Source organism: Streptomyces sp. NPDC085932 (assembly GCF_044540525.1).
Lineage (GTDB): Bacteria > Actinomycetota > Actinomycetes > Streptomycetales > Streptomycetaceae > Streptomyces > Streptomyces levis.
On the sequence record NZ_JBITSJ010000001.1, the window covers coordinates 1,372,356 to 1,389,597 of the forward strand.

The 17,242-nt window shown below is 72.2% G+C and carries 16 protein-coding genes; 13 read left to right on the plus strand and 3 right to left on the minus strand.

Annotated features, from left to right (window positions below; genetic code table 11):
• Window positions 1–45 precede the first annotated feature (45 nt).
• Window positions 46–1,206 carry an L-rhamnose isomerase gene (rhaI, locus tag ACIGAQ_RS05695; protein ID WP_311684612.1) on the minus strand — a complete coding sequence of 387 codons (1,161 nt, stop codon included), beginning with the start codon at window positions 1,204–1,206 and terminating at the stop codon, window positions 46–48.
• A 284-nt stretch (window positions 1,207–1,490) separates the two neighbouring features.
• Between rhaI and ACIGAQ_RS05700 the strand changes: the two genes are divergently transcribed.
• The 11 genes from ACIGAQ_RS05700 (at window position 1,491) to ACIGAQ_RS05750 (ending at window position 13,077) form a co-directional block, all read left to right on the plus strand.
• Window positions 1,491–3,008, plus strand: coding sequence for a sugar ABC transporter ATP-binding protein (locus ACIGAQ_RS05700; RefSeq protein WP_311684614.1), 1,518 nt, complete (start codon window positions 1,491–1,493; stop codon window positions 3,006–3,008).
• A complete protein-coding gene (locus ACIGAQ_RS05705; RefSeq protein WP_362282646.1) occupies window positions 3,005–4,045 on the plus strand; it encodes an ABC transporter permease in 1,041 nt (346 codons plus the stop codon). Before ACIGAQ_RS05700 ends, ACIGAQ_RS05705 begins: the two co-directional genes overlap by 4 nt.
• Entirely contained in the window at window positions 4,038–5,051 is a 1,014-nt protein-coding gene (locus ACIGAQ_RS05710; protein ID WP_311684617.1) for an ABC transporter permease, read from the plus strand. Before ACIGAQ_RS05705 ends, ACIGAQ_RS05710 begins: the two co-directional genes overlap by 8 nt.
• Window positions 5,052–5,080: 29 nt before the next feature.
• On the plus strand, window positions 5,081–6,166 hold the full coding sequence (rhaS, locus tag ACIGAQ_RS05715; protein ID WP_399779388.1) for a rhamnose ABC transporter substrate-binding protein: 1,086 nt from the start codon (window positions 5,081–5,083) through the stop codon (window positions 6,164–6,166).
• A 17-nt stretch (window positions 6,167–6,183) separates the two neighbouring features.
• Complete coding sequence (locus ACIGAQ_RS05720; protein ID WP_311684621.1) at window positions 6,184–6,504, plus strand: L-rhamnose mutarotase; 321 nt, start codon at window positions 6,184–6,186, stop codon at window positions 6,502–6,504.
• 16 nt (window positions 6,505–6,520) lie between these two features.
• On the plus strand, window positions 6,521–7,945 hold the full coding sequence (locus ACIGAQ_RS05725; RefSeq protein WP_399779390.1) for a BNR repeat-containing protein: 1,425 nt from the start codon (window positions 6,521–6,523) through the stop codon (window positions 7,943–7,945).
• Between the two features lie 89 nt (window positions 7,946–8,034).
• Window positions 8,035–9,060, plus strand: a complete 1,026-nt coding sequence (locus tag ACIGAQ_RS05730) for a LacI family DNA-binding transcriptional regulator (protein WP_311684625.1) — start codon at window positions 8,035–8,037, stop codon at window positions 9,058–9,060.
• A 108-nt stretch (window positions 9,061–9,168) separates the two neighbouring features.
• Complete coding sequence (locus ACIGAQ_RS05735; protein ID WP_362282633.1) at window positions 9,169–10,470, plus strand: alpha/beta fold hydrolase; 1,302 nt, start codon at window positions 9,169–9,171, stop codon at window positions 10,468–10,470.
• A gap of 28 nt (window positions 10,471–10,498) precedes the next feature.
• Window positions 10,499–11,242 (plus strand): PIG-L deacetylase family protein, encoded by a 744-nt coding sequence (locus ACIGAQ_RS05740; protein ID WP_311684628.1) that lies wholly within the window; start codon window positions 10,499–10,501, stop codon window positions 11,240–11,242.
• A 45-nt stretch (window positions 11,243–11,287) separates the two neighbouring features.
• Window positions 11,288–12,193 (plus strand): RNA polymerase sigma factor SigJ, encoded by a 906-nt coding sequence (gene sigJ, locus ACIGAQ_RS05745; protein WP_399779393.1) that lies wholly within the window; start codon window positions 11,288–11,290, stop codon window positions 12,191–12,193.
• 41 nt (window positions 12,194–12,234) lie between these two features.
• Entirely contained in the window at window positions 12,235–13,077 is an 843-nt protein-coding gene (locus tag ACIGAQ_RS05750; protein ID WP_399779395.1) for a pentapeptide repeat-containing protein, read from the plus strand.
• Here ACIGAQ_RS05750 and ACIGAQ_RS05755 read toward each other — a convergent pair.
• Complete coding sequence (locus tag ACIGAQ_RS05755; RefSeq protein ID WP_399779397.1) at window positions 13,039–14,535, minus strand: cytochrome P450; 1,497 nt, start codon at window positions 14,533–14,535, stop codon at window positions 13,039–13,041. The genes ACIGAQ_RS05750 and ACIGAQ_RS05755 overlap by 39 nt on opposite strands.
• Window positions 14,536–14,644: 109 nt before the next feature.
• Between ACIGAQ_RS05755 and ACIGAQ_RS05760 the strand changes: the two genes are divergently transcribed.
• Window positions 14,645–15,253, plus strand: a complete 609-nt coding sequence (locus ACIGAQ_RS05760; protein ID WP_311684632.1) for a TetR/AcrR family transcriptional regulator — start codon at window positions 14,645–14,647, stop codon at window positions 15,251–15,253.
• An 85-nt stretch (window positions 15,254–15,338) separates the two neighbouring features.
• Window positions 15,339–16,067, plus strand: a complete 729-nt coding sequence (locus ACIGAQ_RS05765; protein WP_399779399.1) for a DUF2470 domain-containing protein — start codon at window positions 15,339–15,341, stop codon at window positions 16,065–16,067.
• Here ACIGAQ_RS05765 and ACIGAQ_RS05770 read toward each other — a convergent pair.
• Window positions 16,035–17,225 (minus strand): lactonase family protein, encoded by a 1,191-nt coding sequence (locus ACIGAQ_RS05770; protein WP_399780685.1) that lies wholly within the window; start codon window positions 17,223–17,225, stop codon window positions 16,035–16,037. The two genes, ACIGAQ_RS05765 and ACIGAQ_RS05770, sit on opposite strands and share 33 nt — an antisense overlap.
• Between the last annotated feature and the right edge of the window lie 17 nt (window positions 17,226–17,242).

Here is a 17,242-nt window from a genome sequence, read left to right on the forward strand (position 1 = left end):
CCACGCACGACCCGCGCTCCGCAGATCACAGAACTCGGCAGACGCCTATGCACCCCACCCCGCCTGCTGCCCGCCCACCCGCTCGGCGACGATCTTCTCGGCCCACCCGGACCGCCGGTACGCGGCAAGCGGCTCGGGGTCCAGCCCCATCTCCTCCCGCACCTCCCGCAGCAACGGCCGCACATCCGTGTTGTACGCGTCCATCACCACCGCGTTCGCCTCCAGCACGTCCCCCGCCCGCTGCGCCGCCGCCAGCGCGTCCCCGTCGACCAGCAGCGCCTTCGCCGTGGCCTCCTGCACGTTCATCACCGACCGGATGATCGCCGGGATCTTCGCCTCGATGTTGTGGCACTGGTCGAGCATGAACGCCACCTCGGGCGAGAACCCGCCGCCGCGCACCACCTCGTACATGATCCGGAACAGCTGGAACGGATCGGCCGCCCCGACCATGAGGTCGTCGTCCGCGTAGAACCGGGAGTTGAAGTCGAACCCGCCGAGCTTGCCCTCCCGCAGCAGCGTCGCCACGATGAACTCGATGTTGGTCCCCGGTGCGTGGTGCCCCGTGTCCACCACGACCTGCGCCTTCGGCCCGAGCTTCAGGCAGTGGGCGTAGGCGGTGCCCCAGTCCGGGACGTCCGTCGTGTAGAAGGCCGGCTCGAAGAACTTGTACTCCAGCAGCATCCGCTGCCCGTCGCCGAGCCGCTCGTAGACCTCGGCCAGCCCCTCGGCCAGCCGGTCCTGGCGGCCGCGGATGTCGTCCTGCCCGGGATAGTTCGTCCCGTCGGCGAACCACAGCTTCAGATCCGTGGACCCGGTCGCGTCCATGATGTCGACGCACTCCAGCAGATGGTCCACGGCCTTGCGCCGCACGGCCGCGTCCGGGTGACAGATGCTGCCGAGCTTGTAGTCGTCGTCCTGGAAGGTGTTGGAGTTGATCGCCCCGAGCCGCACCCCGCGGTCCTCGGCGTGCTTGGCCAGGGCCGCGTAGTCGTCGACCTCGTCCCACGGGATGTGCAGCGCGACCGTCGGGGCGACGCCGGTGAACTCGTGCACCTTCGCCGCGTCGTCCAGCTTCTCCCGCGGTGTGCGCGGCACGCCCGCCTGCGCGAAGACCTTGAACCGCGTCCCGGAGTTCCCGTACGCCCACGACGGCGTCTCGACGGCCTGTGTCTTGAGAGCGGCCTTCGCCGCGGCGAGCTCGGTCACGTCAGAACTCCTGAGACATCGGGTCGCGACGGCCACGCGTCACGACCACGGAATGAAACGATTCAGGACGCGAAGCTATGGGCCTCCCGAAGGGGTGTCAACCCCTCCGGCCGAGACAGTTCCCCGTGACCGGTGCGTGACCTTTTGGGCTCGAAACTTTTTCGACGGGAACCCATTGACGTGACATGCGCCGCCCGCCTAACGTCCCGGCAACCCAGTTGAAACCTTTCACGACGCCCACGACGCCGAGAGGCGGTCACGCCGGTGTCGTCGAGGAGCCCCCAATGACCCACCCGTCCACCACGGGTTCGGCCCCGGTTCTGGCGCTGAGGGACGTCTCCAAGTCCTTCGGCGCGGTCCGCGCCCTGCGGGACGTCTCCCTGGAGCTGTTCCCCGGGGAGGTGCACGCCCTGGCCGGAGAGAACGGTGCCGGCAAGTCGACCCTCATCAAGACCCTCGCCGGAGTGCACCGGCCGGACGCCGGCCAGGTGCTGCTCGACGGCGAGCCCGTCGCCTTCCACGGGCCCGGCGACGCCCGCGACGCCGGCATCGCCGTGATCTACCAGGAGCCCACGCTCTTCCCCGACCTGTCGATCGCCGAGAACATCTACATGGGCCGCCAGCCGCGCCGCACGCTCGGCCGGATCGACCACAAGGCCACGCACAACGCCACCGCCGAGCTGATGAAGCGCCTCGGCGTCGAACTCGACCCCGACCGTCCCGCACGCGGCCTGTCCATCGCCGACCAGCAGATCGTCGAGATCGCCAAGGCCCTCTCCTTCGACGCCCGCGTCCTGATCATGGACGAGCCGACCGCCGCCCTCACCGGCAGCGAGGTCGCCCGCCTCTTCGGCGTCGTGCGCACGCTGCGCGACCAGGGCGCCGCCGTGCTGTTCATCACCCACCGGCTGGAGGAGATCTTCCAGATCTGCCGCCGGGTCACCACCCTGCGCGACGGCGCCTGGATCGCCAGCGAGCCCCTGGAGGGCATGACCGAGGACGACCTCGTGCGCCGCATGGTCGGCCGCGACCTCGACGAGCTGTACCCCAAGCAGGAGGTCGAACCGGGCGAGGTGGCCCTGAGCGTGCGCCGGCTGACCCGCGAGGGCGTCTTCACCGACGTCTCCTTCGACGTCCGGCACGGCGAGATCGTCGGCCTCGCGGGCCTCGTCGGCGCCGGGCGCACGGAGGTCGCCCGGGCCGTCTTCGGCATCGACCGCTGGGACGCCGGTGAAGTGACCGTGCACGGCAAGCCCTTGGTCAACGGAGCCCCCTCCACCGCCATGGCCGCCGGACTCGCCCTGGTCCCCGAGGACCGGCGCGCTCAAGGCCTGGTGATGGACATGTCCATCGAACGCAACATCGGCCTCACCGGACTGCGCACGACCGTCAGGGCCGGACTCATGGACCGCGGCGCCGAACGCAGCCGCTCCCTGGACTGGGCCGTCAAGCTCCAGGTGAAGTACGCCAGGATCGCCGACACGGTCAACACGCTCTCCGGCGGCAACCAGCAGAAGGTCGTCCTCGCCAAGTGGCTCGCCACGGGCCCCAAGGTGCTGATCGTCGACGAGCCGACCCGCGGCATCGACGTCGGCACCAAGGCCGAGGTGCACCGGCTGCTGTCCCGGCTCGCCGCCGACGGCGTGGCCGTCCTGATGATCTCCTCCGACCTGCCCGAGATCCTCGGCATGGCCGACCGCGTGCTGGTGATGCACGAGGGCCGCGTCACCGCCGAGATCCCGCGCTCCGACGCCACCGAGGAAACCGTGATGGCCGCAGCCACCGGGAGGGCCGCCGCATGACGGTCGTGACCCCGCAGGAGGCCCCCGCGGCCGACGTGCCCAAGTCCAGTGGCACACGCCTGGTCGACCGCGTCTTCAAGATGCGCGAACTGGCCATCCTGGTCGTCTTCCTGGTGATGATCGCCGTCACCCAGGCCGGCAACAGCGAGTTCCTCTCCGAGCAGGGCATCAAGGACCTGCTGCTGAACGCGACGATCCTCGTCCTGGTCGCCACCGGCCAGTCCCTGGTCGTCATCACCCGCAACGTCGACCTGTCCGTCGGCTCCACGCTCGGCATCAGCGCCTTCGCCGCCGGCACCCACCTCCAGGGCGGCGGCAACGCGGTCGTGGCGATCGCCCTGGCCGTACTGCTCGGCATCGCCTTCGGACTGCTCAACGGACTGCTCGTCAGCCTCGGCCAGGTGCCCGCGCTCGTGGTCACCCTCGGCACGCTCTACATCATCCGCGGCATCGACTCCATCTGGGTGGGCTCCCGGCAGATCACCGCGGCCGACCTGCCCGGCGGATTCGTCGACTTCGGCTCCGGCGGCATCTCCGCCGTGCCGTACCTGGCCCTGATCGCCCTGGCCGTCCTCGTCGCCACGGCCTACTGGCTCAAGCACTTCGGCGGCGGCCGCGAGCTCTACGCCCTCGGCTCCAACCCGGAGGCCGCACGGCTCGCCGGCATCCCCGTGCGCAAGCGGATCCTCGCCGCGTACACCTTCTGCGGCGCCCTCGCCGGACTCGCCGGCGCGCTGTACCTCGCCCGGTTCGGCAACGTCGACTCGGGCACCGGCAACGGCTACGAACTGACCGTCGTCAGCGCGGTGGTCGTCGGCGGAGTCGTCTTCACCGGCGGCTCCGGCAGCGTCTACGGCGCGGCCCTCGGCGCACTGCTGCTGACCTCCATCAACAGTGTGCTGCCCGCCCTCGGCGTCAGCTCCGTCTGGGTGCTCGCCATCAACGGCATCCTGCTCATCCTCGCCATCGCGGTCGACCGGATCGTCGCGCTGCGCGTGGCCTCCGCCCTGAAGAAGAGGAACGCCCGCCATGGCTGACATCTCCCTGAGCCGAGCGGTCCGCCGGTCCGCCCTGAAAAGGTGGGATTCGGCCGTCGGTGCCCTCCTCATCGTCGTCCTGCTGCTCTCGTTCGGTTTCGTCGACGGGTTCGGCAACGCGCTCAACCTGTCGTTCCTGATCGGCAACACCCTGCCCATCGCGCTGATCGCGCTGCCGATGACCCTGCTGGTCGTCTCCGGCGAGATCGACCTGTCGGTGGCCTCCACGGCCGGCCTGTCCGGCGCCGTGATGGGCGCCCTGTGGAACCAGGGCATGGCCATCGAGACGATCATCCCGGTCTGCCTGCTCCTGGGCGTGGTGTGCGGGCTGGTCAACGGCCTGCTGGTGACCAGGCTGGGGCTGCCGTCCCTCGCCGTCACGATCGGCACCCTGGCCGCCTACCGGGGCATCGCGCAGATCGTGCTCGGCTCCGACGCGGTGACCGACTTCCCCACGCAGTACCTGGACTTCGCGGCCGGGCGCATCGGCGACACCTTCGTGCCGTACGCCTTCCTGCCGTTCCTCGTCCTGCTCGCCATCGCCGTGGTCGCGCTGCACGCCACGCCGTTCGGGCGCTCGCTGTTCGCGATCGGGGCGAGCGAGGAGGCCGCCCGCTTCGCCGGGATCCGGGTCAAGCGGCAGAAGCTGATCCTGTTCACCCTGACCGGTCTGATGGCCTCGCTGACCGGCATCTTCTGGGCGCTGCACTACGCCAGCGCCCGCTACGACAACGCCACGGGTCTGGAACTCTCGGTCGTGGCGGCCGTGCTGCTCGGCGGGATCGACTTCGACGGCGGCAAGGGCACGCTGGGCGGCGCGATCGCCGGGGTGTTCCTGCTGGGGGCGCTGCAGAACGTGATGAGCCTCCAGGACGTCTCGGCGCAGTCGCAGATCGTCGTCACCGGCGTCCTGCTCGTTCTCTCCGTGCTCGGCCCCCGGGTCGTACGGCAGATCTCCACAGCGAGGGCGGGCCGCAGAGCCGCCGCCTCGACTCCCAGCTCATGACCAGCCCTTCCTCGTAAAGGACGACAGCCATGCGTAAGACAGCCCTCCGCCGCAGCTGCGCGGCGCTCGCCACCGCCACCTCCCTCGCCCTGGCGCTCACCGCCTGCGGTGGCGGCACCACCAAGAAGGACGTCGCGAACGAGGGCGGTTCCGCGGCCGCCGCCGGCAAGGCCGACCCGAACGCCGAGCTCAAGAAGGGCCTGACCGTCGGGTTCCTGCCCAAGCAGGTCAACAACCCCTACTTCACCACCGCCGACAAGGGCGGCCAGAAGGCGCTGAAGGAGCTGGGCTCCGGCTACAAGGAGGTCGGGCCGTCCAGCGCGACCGACACCGCCGGGCAGGTCTCCTACGTCAACACGCTCACCCAGCAGCAGGTCGACGCGATGGCCGTCTCCGCGCAGGACCCCGGCGCCCTGTGCACCGCGCTCAAGCAGGCCATGAAGAACGGCATCAAGGTCGTCACCTACGACTCCGACACCACCCCCGACTGCCGCAACGCCTTCGTGTCGCAGGCCTCCGCCGAGGACCTCGGCCGTACCGAGGTGCAGCTGCTCGCCCAGCAGATCGATTACAAGGGCGAGATCGCGATCCTGTCCGCCGCGCAGACGGCGACGAACCAGAACACCTGGATCGACTTCATGAAGGACGAGCTGAAGAAGCCCGAGTACAAGAACATGAAGCTGGTGAAGGTCGCGTACGGCAACGACGACGCCCAGCAGTCCTTCCAGCAGACCCAGGGCCTGCTCCAGGAGTACCCGAACCTGAAGGGGATCATCTCCCCGACCACCGTCGGCATCAAGGCCGCCGCCCAGTACCTGTCGGGCTCCAAGTACAAGGGCAAGGTCAAGCTGACCGGCCTCGGCACCCCCAACGACATGCGCAAGTACGTCAAGAACGGCACCGTCGAGGCGTTCGAGCTGTGGAACCCGGCCAAGCTCGGCGAACTGGCCGCCCGCACCGCCGTCGCGCTGTCCTCCGGCCAGATCACCGGCAAGGAGGGCGAGACCTTCAAGGCCGGCTCCATGGGCGAGTACACCATCGGCAAGGACGGCGTGATCAACCTCGGCAAGCCGACCGTGTTCAACGCCGGGAACATCGACCAGTTCGACTTCTGATCCACGAAGGGGCGTCGATGCGACGCGTGTGCTTCCTGCTGAAGGTCCGGGCGGACCGCCTCGACGAGTACCGCGAGCGGCACGCCGCCGTGTGGCCCGAGATGCTCCAGGCCCTGAAGGAGACCGGCTGGCACAACTACTCGCTCTTCCTGCGCGAGGACGGACTGCTCGTCGGCTACCTGGAGACCGAGGACTTCGCGGCCGCACAGGCCGGCATGGAGGCCACCGGGGTCAACGCCCGCTGGCAGGCGGAGATGGCGCCGTTCTTCGAGTCGCTGGACGGCGCCCGGCCCGACGAGGCCATGAAACCCCTCACGGAAGTCTTCCACCTCGCATGACGACGGAGTCCACGCGATGCACAGACGTACCCTGCTGGCCGCCGCCCTCACCGGAGCGGTGGTGACCCCCGCCCTGGCCTCCGGCACCGCCCGGGCCGCGGCCCCCGGCCCCTCGGTCACCCGGACCGGGACCACCACCCTCGACCGCCAGGCCCTCTTCTTCGTCTCCTACGACGGACTGGTCAACAACAACGCCTTCCAGAAGAACGGCCTGCTGACGTACAAGGGCCACCAGTACGCCGCCTGGTACACCGCCGACCGCAACGCCGTCGTCGGCCGCCGTGCCCTCGGTGCCGGTACCTGGTCGACGGTGCAGGTCGGGCACACCCTGCGGTACGACGACTCCCACAACGTCATCTCCATGGGCGTCTCCCGGGTCGACGGCCGGTTGCACCTCAACATGGACTCGCACAGCGACGGCTTCACCTACGTCAAGTCGGCCGCCGGGCTCATGGACGACCCCGGGGGCCTGAGCTGGACCGCGAGCCGCTTCGGCGCACCGCGGTCGACCCTCGACGGACTCGCCCTGACGTCGCAGTTCACCTACCCGCAGTTCGTCGCCACGCCGGAGGGCCGGCTCCAGCTCAGCTACCGCGTCGCCGTCTCCGGCAACGGGCGCAACGCCCTCGCCGAGTACGACGGCACCCGGTGGACCGATCTGGGGGAGTGGTCGAGTTCCACCGGCACCTACACCAGCGAGCACGGCTCCTCGACCGCCCGCAACATGTACCTGCACGGCATCGACTACGACCGCACCGGCCGGCTGCACTCCTTCTTCACCTGGCGCGAGCAGAACGGCGCCGTCATGTGCAACGGCGGCGGCATCACCAACCACGACACCGGCTACGTCTACTCCGACGACCGCGGCCGCACCTGGCGCAACGGCGCGGGGACGGTCGTCGGCACCACCGGCGGCTCCGACAAGGTGTCCGTGAACGACGCCGGGCTGGTCGTGGACCCACTGAACCCGGACCACTCCCTGATGAACCAGGAGAGCCAGTTCACCGACTCGGCGGGCCGGCCGCACGCGATCATCTCCTACGTCCCGGGCCGCTTCGGGCAGTGCACCACGAACTACGTCGCCGACCGCACCAGGAACGGCCGCGCCTTCCACGTCCGCAGGAACGCCTCCGGCACCTGGCAGAAGACCGAGATACCGGTCCCGCTCGACTCCAGCCAGCGCACCAAGCTCGTCCTGGACCGGTACGACAACGCCTACGCGATCTTCCCCTTCGGCCGGATCGCCGGCGCCTCGGCGGCCTCGGGGCACACCGACTGGAAGATCCTCTTCGACGGCAGCGGTCTCAACGCCTTCGGCGAGGTCGTGATCGACGAGACCCGGGTCGCGCAGGACGGGGTGCTGTCCTTCATGTACCAGGAGAAGTCCAGCGGGACGACCCCCTCGGCGCTGCACGTCGCCGACTTCCGGCTGCCCGCCTGACCGTGACCGGTTCCCGGGGCGGCGTGCCGGTAATGTGAAGCCGCCCCGGGCCGCCGCCCCCCTCGTTCCCCTCTGGAGGTCCCTGCCCGATGGCCCAGTCGGTGGGTATCAAGGACGTCGCCCGTGCCGCCGGAGTCTCCGTCGGCACGGTGTCGAACGTGATCAACCGCCCGGACACGGTCGCCACCGAGACCCGGGCGCGCGTGCTGTCCGCGATAGACCGGCTCGGCTACGTCCGCAGCGAGTCCGCGCGCCAGCTGCGCGCCGGCCGCAGCCGCATCATGGGGCTGCTCGTCCTCGACATGGGCAACCCCTTCTTCGTCGACGTCGCGCGCGGCGCCGAGCGCGCCGCCCGGCAGGCCGGGCTCGGCGTGATGGTCTGCAACAGCGCCCAGAACCCGGGCGAGGAGGCCGAGTACCTGTCGCTCTTCGCCGAGCAGCGGGTGCGCGGCGTGCTGCTCACCCCGGCCGACGCGACCGGCCGCAACATCGAGGCGTTCCGCCGGCACGGCATTCCGTTCGTCCTGGTCGACCGGGTCGCCGAGGGCACCACCGAGTGCTCGGTCTCCGTCGACGACGTCGCGGGCGGCGCCCTCGCGGTACGCCACCTCGTCGACGCCGGGCACCGCTCCCTCGCCTACGTCAGCGGCCCGCCCGGCCTCAACCAGGTCCGCGACCGCCGCACCGGCGCCCTGGAAGCGCTCGCCGAGGCCGGACTCGGTCCCGACGCGCTGCGCGAACTGCCCACCGAACGGCTGGACGTCGCCGCGGGCCGGGACGCCGGAGCCCGCCTGCTCGGGCTCGCCGACCGGCCCACCGCCGTGTTCTGCGCCAACGACCTGCTCGCCCTCGGCGTGCTCCAGGCCATGTACGCGGCGGGTGTGCGCGTCCCCGACGATCTCGCCATCGTCGGCTACGACGACATCGAGTTCGCGGCCGCCGCGGCGGTCCCGCTCACCTCGGTGCGCCAGCCCGCCGTCACCATGGGCGCCATGGCGGCCGACCTGCTGCTGGAGGAGACGGAGGAGGAGAGCGCGGCCCGGCCGCACGAGCACCGGCGGGTCGTGCTCCAGCCCGAACTCGTGGTCCGCCGCTCCAGCCTGGCCGGACGCTGAGCCTGAACGGCCGTTCAGCAAGGTTTCATGATCGAAGGGCTCACCCCCGGACGTTCCCTGTGATGAACTGGGACGCGGTCCGAAAATCCGTCCGTCCCGGGAGCCCTGTTGATCCTCAGCTACCGCCAGCCCGGAGTCGTCCTCACCGACCGGCGCTTCACGGTGCCACTCGACCACGACCGCCCCGAGGGCGAGACGATCGAGCTGTACGCCCGCGAGGTCGTCGCCGGCGACAAGGCCCACCAGGAGCTGCCCTGGCTGCTCTACCTCCAGGGCGGGCCGGGCTTCGGCGCGGACCGCTCCGTCGGCCGGCCCGGCTGGCTGGGCCGGGCGCTGCAGGAGTACCGCGTGCTCCTGCTGGACCAGCGCGGCACCGGCCACTCGACGCCCGCCAACCGGCAGACGCTCCCGCTGCGCGGCGGCCCCGCCGAGCAGGCCGACTACCTCACCCGCTTCCGCGCCGACTCGATCGTGCGCGACTGCGAGGCCGTCCGGGCCGAGGTCACCGGCGGCGCGCCCTGGACCGTGCTCGGCCAGAGCTTCGGCGGTTTCTGCGTGACCACGTACCTCTCCCTCGCGCCCGAGGGCCTGGCCACCGCCCTCGTCACCGGCGGGCTGCCGTCCCTGGACGCCCACGCCGACGACGTCTACCGGGCGGCCTTCCCGCGCATCGAGCGCAAGGTGGCCGCCCACTACGCCCGCTACCCGCAGGACGCCGAACGCGCCCGGCGCATCGCCGACCACCTGCTCACCCACGACGTGGTCCTGCCGAACGGCTACCGGCTCACCGTCGAGGCCTTCCAGTCCCTCGGCATCGTCCTCGGCACCGGCGACGGCACCCACCGTCTCCACCACCTGCTGGAGGACGCCTTCGTCCGCACCCCGCAGGGCCTCACCCTCTCCGACGCCTTCCAGGAGCAGGTGCAGGGCATGCTCTCCTACGCCCGCCACCCGCTGTACGCCCTGATCCACGAGGCGATCTACGGCCAGGACGCCCGGCCCACCGCCTGGTCGGCCGAGCGGGTCCGCGCCGAGTTCCCCCAGTTCGACGCCGCCAAGGCCCTCGCCGGCGACGAACCGCTGCTGTTCACCGGAGAATCGATTCACCCCTGGATGTTCGCGTGCGACCCGGCGCTGCGTCCGCTGCGCGAGACCGCCGAACTGCTCGCCGCCCGCACCGACTGGACGCCGCTGTACGACCCCGCGCGCCTCGCCGCCAACGACGTCCCGGTCGCCGCCGCCGTCTACCACGACGACATGTACGTCGACACCGCCCACTCGCTGCGCACCGCCCGAACGATCCGGGGGCTGCGCACCTGGGTCACGGACGAGTTCGAACACGACGGCGTGCGCACCGGCGGCCCCCGCGTCCTGGACCGGCTTCTGGCCCTCGCGCGTGACGAGGCGTGATGCCGGTGCCGCGGACTAACCTGCCGACATGACCGAGCCGAAGAGCACCCGACTCCAGCCCATGCCGGACGACTGGCGGCGCGCCCTCGCGGTCGTGGCCCACCCCGACGACCTCGAGTACGGCTGCTCCGCGGCGATCGCGGCCTGGACCGACGAGGGCCGTGAGATCGCCTACGTCCTCGCCACCCGCGGCGAGGCGGGCATCGACACGATCGCACCGGAGCAGTGCGGCCCGCTGCGCGAGCGGGAGCAGCGGGCGAGCGCGGCGGTGGTCGGCGTGAGCGAGGTGGAGTTCCTCGACCACAAGGACGGTGTCATCGAGTACGGCACCGCCCTGCGCCGCGACATCGCCGCCGCCATCCGCCGGCACCGGCCCGAGCTGGTCATCACGCTCAACCACCGCGACACCTGGGGCGGCGTCGCCTGGAACACCCCGGACCACGTGGCCGTCGGCCGGGCCACGCTCGACGCGGCCGGCGACGCCGGCAACCGCTGGATCTTCCCGGAGCTCACCGAACAGGGCCTCGACCCCTGGGACGGTGTGCGCTGGGTCGCCGTCGCCGGTTCCAGCACGCCCACCCACGCCGTGGACGCGACGCCCGGCATGGAGCGCGCCGTGCGCTCGTTGCTGGAACACCGTACGTACATCGAGGTGCTGACCGACGAGGACCCCGAGACGTACGTCCGCGGCTTCCTGACGCAGCACGCCGAGGCGACGGGGGAGCGGTTCGGGGGCCGGCCGGCGGTCGCGTTCGAACTGTTCGGCAGATGACCTGAGCCGGCCATGACGGGGGAGACGGGGAGACAGGGGGAGACGATGACGGGCAGCGAGGAACTGGCCGGCCGGTTCGAGGAGCACCGGGGGCGGCTCAAAGCCGTGGCGTACCGCATGCTGGGGTCGCTCAGCGAGGCGGAGGACGCCGTGCAGGAGACCTGGCTGAAGCTCAGCCGCTCCGACGCGGACGACGTCCGCAACCTCGGCGGATGGCTCACCACCGTGACCGGCCGGGTCTGCCTGGACCTGCTGCGCTCGCGTGCCGCGCGGCGCGAGGAGCCGATGGACGACGACGCGCTCGGCACGTTCGTCCCGGATCCGGTGCTCCGGCCCCTGTCCCACCTCGACCCGGCGGAAGAGGTGCTCCAGGCCGACTCGGTGGGCCTCGCGCTGCTCGTCGTCCTGGAACACCTGGCGCCCGACGAGCGGCTCGCGTTCGTGCTGCACGACATGTTCGCCGTGCCGTTCGACGACATCGCGCCCGTCGTGGAGCGCACCCCGGCCGCGACCCGGCAGCTCGCCAGCCGCGCCCGGCGCCGGGTGCGCGGTGCCACGCCCTCGACGGAACCCGGGCTCGGACGCCAGAAGGAGGTGCTCGGCGCCTTCCTGGCCGCCTCCCGGGCCGGGGACTTCGAGGCGCTGCTGGCACTGCTCCACCCGGACGTGGTGCTGCGGGCCGACTCGGGCGCGCTGGCGCGGGGCGCGGCGGTGTCCAAGGCCGTCCGGGGGGCGAAGGCGGTCGCGGAACAGGCGCTCCTGTTCGCCCGGTTCTCGCAGGCCGCGGAGCTGGTGCTGGTCAACGGCTCGGTCGGGGTGGTCAACGCGCCGGACGGACACGTGCGGTCGGTCATGGGCGTCACGATCACCGACGGCCGCATCACCGGCATGTACATCCTCGCCGACCCCGAGCGGCTGGCACGCCTGGAGGCGCCCGGGCCCGCCCACTGAGCGGACCGGCACGGCCACCGGCGCCCCAGGTGTCGTTTCGTATGCTGAACGGCATGCGAGATCACCAAGCCGCGCGAGCGGAACTGCGCGGCGACTGCGAGCGGTGCTTCGGGCTGTGCTGCGTCGCCCTGCCCTTCGCCGCCTCCGCCGACTTCGCGGTGACCAAGGACGCCGGCACGCCCTGCCGCAACCTCCGGGACGACCACCGCTGCGGCATTCACGCCGGGCTGCGGCAGAAAGGGTTCACCGGCTGCACGGTCTACGACTGCTTCGGCGCCGGGCAGCGGGTCTCGCAGGTCACCTTCGACGGGCGGGGCTGGCGGACCGGGCCGCCCGAGCACGCCCGCCGCATGTTCGACGTGTTCCCGGTCGTCCGCCAGCTGCACGAGCTGCTGTGGTACCTGACCGAGGCGCTCGCCCTGCCCGCCGCCCGCTCCCTCGGGGCCGAGCTGCGCGCGGCGCTGGAGCGGACCGAGGAACTGGCCGGCGGGACCCCCGGGGAACTCGCCGCGCTGGACGTGGGGGCGCACCGCCAAGAGGTCAACGTCCTGCTGCTGAAGACCAGTGAACTGGCCCGGGCCGGCACCAGGGGCCGCAGGAAGGACCGCCGGGGTGCGGACCTCGTCGGCGCCCGTCTCAAGGGCGCCGACCTGCGCGGCGCCACCCTGCGCGGCGCCTGCCTCATCGCCGCCGACCTCACCGGCGCGGACCTGCGCGGCGCCGACCTCATCGGAGCCGACCTGCGCGACGCGGACCTCACCGACGCCGACCTGACAGGGGCGTTCTTCCTGACCCAGCCGCAGCTCAACGCCGCGCGGGGCAGCGCCGGGACCCGGCTGCCGGAGTCAGTCACCCGCCCCGGGCACTGGACGGCGCAGGTCTGAGGCCGTTTCCCGCACCGGCGTCCGGCGCTCCGGGCGCAGCCGCAGGCCCTCCGGCATCAGCGTCAGACGTTCCGTCACACGCAGCCGGTAGGCCGGGTCCGGCCGCAGCTCGTCGCGGCGCAACAGCAGACCGAGCACCAGCGTCGCCTCGTGCAGCGCGAACTGGCGGCCGATGCAGGCCCGGGCCCCCGTCCCGAAGGGTTTGAAGGTGTGCGGGGCCCGGGACCGGACCGCCGGTGCCTCGAAGCGGTCGGGGTCGAACCGCTCGGCGTCCGCGCCCCACACTTCGGGGTCCCGGTGCAGCATCGGCGTCAGCACCAGCGCCCACGCCCCGCGCCGCATCGGGTGCTCGCCGGCCAGCACCGTGTCCGCGCGGGCCTCCCGGGCGAAGGCCGGCGCGGTGGGCCACAGCCGCAGCGACTCGTCCAGCACCCGGCGGACGTACCGCAGCCGGGCCACCTGTTCGTAGGCCGGTTCCGCCGTGCCCGCCCAGACCCGGTCGACCTCGGCGCGCGCCCGGGCCGCGACCTCGGGATGGCGGGAGAGGTAGTGCAGGGCGAAGGAGAGCGCCCCGGACGTCGTCTCGTGCCCGGCGACCAGGAAGGTGATGACCTGGCGCCGGACGTTGCGGTCCGCCAGGCGCTCCCCGGTCTCGGGATGGGCCGTCAGGAGCATCCGGTCCAGCAGATCCCCGTCCCCGCCGCCCCCGGCGCGCCGGGCCCGGACCAGCTCGTCGACGGTGTGGTTGAGATGGGCGATGTCGGCCGCGTTGCGCCGGCTCGCGCCGCGCAGCAGCAGCGGGGCCAGCGGGAAGGGCACCGTGTTGAGCCGCTGCGCGTAGGTCAGCGTGCCGACCATCGCGGTCACGAAGGGGTGCGGCCGGGAGCGTTCGAACGAGCCGAAGTCGTGCCCGAAACCGGTCCGCGCGATCGTCTCCAGCGTCAGCTTGGTCATGTCGCCCGGCACGTCCACGGTCCGCCCGGCCGCTGCCGACCGGTCCCAGTGTTCCGTCAGCCGCCGTGCCACGGACAGCATCATCGGGTGGTAGCCGGCCATGGCCTCCCGGCTGAACCCGGGGGCGAGCACGTCGTGGGCCAGCTGCCAGTTCGGCTCGTGGTTGTACGCCGTGAACAGGCCGTCCCCGGCCACGGGCCGCAGATTGGCGACGCCGAGCCCCACGTGCTTGGCGAACCGCGACTCGTCCGCGAGGTCGGCCGCGGGCCGGGCGCCCCAGACGAACACGAACTCCTTGCCGAAGGCCTTCCGCCGGAAGACCGGGCCCAGCCGGCGGGCGTAGCGCATCGAGTCCTGCAGCGGGGTGCGCCGGTTCACGCCCACCACGTCGCCGAGCAGCGGAATCCGGTGCGGGGGGTGCGGAATGCGGTCGAGTTCCGGCCAGCCCAGCTCGGCGCTGCGGAACCCCTTGGGCTGCTCCGCCCGTATCGGCGCCTCCGTCATGACGCGATCTCCCTTGATCCAGCGGCGGCTTCGCGCGTGTTGTACGTGGGTTCAATAGCGCGGTTCAGTCTGGTCCCGCTGTTGAACCGGCGTCAAGTAAAGTGCGGGCATGGCCGCGAACCAGGGCGGGCGCACGCGCCGCCGGCTCAGCACCGAGGAGCGCCGGGCGCAGCTTCTGTCGGTCGGGGCGCGGTTGTTCTCGGAGAACCCCTACGACGACGTGTGGATCGAGCAGGTCGCCGAGATCGCCGGGGTGTCGCGCGGGCTGCTGTACCACTACTTCCCGACGAAGCGGGACTTCTTCGCGGCGGTCGTCGAGCGCGAGAGCGAGCGGATGCTGCGCATGACGGCGGCGGTGCCCGGTGTCCCGGTGCGCGCGCAACTCGCGGCCGGCCTCGACACGTTCCTGGAGTACGTGCGCGCCCATGCGCACGGCTACCGGGCCTTCCATCGCGCCGACGCGGCCGGGGACCAGGCGGTGCGGCGCGTCTATCAGCGGGCCCTGGCCGCACAGGAGCGGCAGATCCTCGCCGCCCTCGCCGAGGACCCCGAGTTCGGCCCGGCCTTCGAGGAGCGGCCCGAGGTGCGGCTGGCGGTGCGCGGGTGGCTCGCGTTCACCACGTCCGTGTGCCTGGAGTGGCTGCGCGACGCGGAGTTGACTCGGGATCAGGTGCGCGAGCTGTGCGTGCGCGCGCTGCTGGGCGTCCTCACGCCCTGAAAGGACTCGTAAAGATCACGTGCCCTGGTTGGCGCACACCCCGATCTTCGGTAGGTTAGGCAAGGCTTACCTAAGGAGGTCTGGGATGGGTGACGACAGCCACAGCTGGACGGCGGCCCCCGCCGCGGCGGAGCGGGCGCGCTCGGTGCTCGCCGCGGCGTGGTCCTGCGCGGTGACCGCGGAGGGAACGCGGGAGGAGCTGGTCGGCGCGCACACGGTGGCCGAGGACGGCCGGGTGACGGTGGCCGTGCCCGAGGACAGCGCCCTGCTCGGGGCCGCGATCTGCGCGCCCCGCGGCGAGCCGTCCGCGGTGCTGGAGTTCGCCGACGTCGCCCCCGTCCCGCTGCGCAGCCGGATCCGCGCCCGGCTGTGGCTCGCCGGGTGGTTCGCCGCGGAGGAGGACCGGCTCGTGTTCACCCCCACCCGTGTGGTGCTGCGCCGGCCGTCGGGGGCCGTGGTGGTGGACCTGGACGAGTTCGCCGCGGCCGAGCCCGACCCGCTCACCACGGCCGAGGCCCGGCTGCTGACCCACCTCGCCGACTGCCACGCCGACGCGGTCGAGCGGCTCACCCGGCTCGTGGAGCCCGACAGCCTGCACGGCGCGGTCCGCGTCCAGCCGCTCGCCGTCGACCGGCACGGGCTGACCCTGCGCATCGAACGCGCCCGCGCGCACGGCGACGTGCGCCTGGCGTTCCACCGCCCCGCCGACGACGTCGCACAGCTCACCGAGCGGATGCACGTGCTGCTCAGCCAGGCGGCCGCCGCCTCCTGCCCCCGGGCGCTACAACGGCAGCGCACAGACGGCGACCGGTGAGGGGAACGGTTCTCCGGCAGGCCGCAGGGCGCCGCTGCCCTCGTCCACGTGGAAGACGGTGACGGTGGACGACTTCTGGTTCGCCGCGAACAGCAGCGTCCCCTCCGGGGAGAAGGCGATCTGACGCGGGAAGTCCCCCTCCACGGGCACGGTGTCCAGCAGCCTCAGCCGGGCACCGTCCGCCTCGATCGCGTAACGCGCGATGCTGTTGTGGCCGCGGTTGGCGAGGTACGCGTGGCGGCCGTCGCCCGTCACCAGCAGTTGCGCCGGATGGTTCTCGCCCGGGCCCGCGCCCGTGGACTGCGCCTCCCCGACGCGCAGCCGGCCGGAGGCCGGGTCGTAGGAGCAGACGGTGACCGTGTTGCCGACCTCGTCGGCGAGGTAGGCGTGACGGCCGCCGGGGTGGAACGTGAGGTGCCGCGGCCCGGCGCCGGGCCGGGTCCGGGCCCGGGCGACCTCGGTGAGTGTGCCGGCCTTCTCGTCGAGCCGGTACGTGTAGACGGTGTCCGTGCCCAGGTCGACGGCGAGCACATGACGCCCGTCCGGACTCGTGACGCACTGGTGGGCGTGCGGCCCGTCCTGCCCCGGCCCGGGCGGCGGACCGGAGTGCCGGACGAGGCCGGTGCGCTCGCCCAGGGCTCCCGAGGCGTCGATGGGATGCACGGCCACGCTGCCCGAGCCGTAGTTCGCGCTGAACAGCCAGCGGCCGCCGGGGTGCACCGACAGGTGGCAGGGCGCCGCCCCGCCGGTGCTCCGGCTGCCCAGCACCTTCCGGTCGGACAGCCGCACGGCCGTGACGGCACCGGCCTCGCGCTCGTCCACCGCGTACAGCGTGCGCCGGTCCGGGTGGAGCGCGAGGTACGACGGGTCGCCGACGCCGGTGATCGTGCCCGTGCCGGTGATCCGGCCCGTCGACGGGTCGTAGGCCGCCACGCCGATGCCCTTGCCACCGCCCTCGGCGGACGTGTAGGTGCCGAGGTAGAGAGGCCGGGGCCCGGAGGGGCGGCGGGCCGGGCCGGACGGGCTCGTGCCGGTGGCGGACGAGGCCGTGGGAGTCGTCGCGGGCGCGGGCGCGTCGTCGCAGGCCGGCAGTGCCGCCGCGGCGGCCCCGCCGGCCAGGGCGCCGACGAACCGGCGCCTGCTCCAGCCACTGTGCATGTCGTCCCTCAGGTCGT

Excerpts from the sequence above, each read along its gene's own strand:
- ACIGAQ_RS05700 (WP_311684614.1), top strand. The coding sequence starts at position 1,491 with ATGACCCACCCGTCCACCACGGGTTCGGCCCCGGTTCTGGCGCTGAGG.
- ACIGAQ_RS05705 (WP_362282646.1), top strand. The coding sequence starts at position 3,005 with ATGACGGTCGTGACCCCGCAGGAGGCCCCCGCGGCCGACGTGCCCAAG.
- ACIGAQ_RS05710 (WP_311684617.1), top strand. The coding sequence starts at position 4,038 with ATGGCTGACATCTCCCTGAGCCGAGCGGTCCGCCGGTCCGCCCTGAAA.
- rhaS (WP_399779388.1), top strand. The coding sequence starts at position 5,081 with ATGCGTAAGACAGCCCTCCGCCGCAGCTGCGCGGCGCTCGCCACCGCC.
- ACIGAQ_RS05720 (WP_311684621.1), top strand. The coding sequence starts at position 6,184 with ATGCGACGCGTGTGCTTCCTGCTGAAGGTCCGGGCGGACCGCCTCGAC.
- ACIGAQ_RS05725 (WP_399779390.1), top strand. The coding sequence starts at position 6,521 with ATGCACAGACGTACCCTGCTGGCCGCCGCCCTCACCGGAGCGGTGGTG.
- ACIGAQ_RS05730 (WP_311684625.1), top strand. The coding sequence starts at position 8,035 with ATGGCCCAGTCGGTGGGTATCAAGGACGTCGCCCGTGCCGCCGGAGTC.
- ACIGAQ_RS05740 (WP_311684628.1), top strand. The coding sequence starts at position 10,499 with ATGACCGAGCCGAAGAGCACCCGACTCCAGCCCATGCCGGACGACTGG.
- sigJ (WP_399779393.1), top strand. The coding sequence starts at position 11,288 with ATGACGGGCAGCGAGGAACTGGCCGGCCGGTTCGAGGAGCACCGGGGG.
- ACIGAQ_RS05750 (WP_399779395.1), top strand. The coding sequence starts at position 12,235 with ATGCTGAACGGCATGCGAGATCACCAAGCCGCGCGAGCGGAACTGCGC.
- ACIGAQ_RS05755 (WP_399779397.1), bottom strand. The coding sequence starts at position 14,535 with ATGACGGAGGCGCCGATACGGGCGGAGCAGCCCAAGGGGTTCCGCAGC.
- ACIGAQ_RS05760 (WP_311684632.1), top strand. The coding sequence starts at position 14,645 with ATGGCCGCGAACCAGGGCGGGCGCACGCGCCGCCGGCTCAGCACCGAG.
- ACIGAQ_RS05765 (WP_399779399.1), top strand. The coding sequence starts at position 15,339 with ATGGGTGACGACAGCCACAGCTGGACGGCGGCCCCCGCCGCGGCGGAG.
- ACIGAQ_RS05770 (WP_399780685.1), bottom strand. The coding sequence starts at position 17,225 with ATGCACAGTGGCTGGAGCAGGCGCCGGTTCGTCGGCGCCCTGGCCGGC.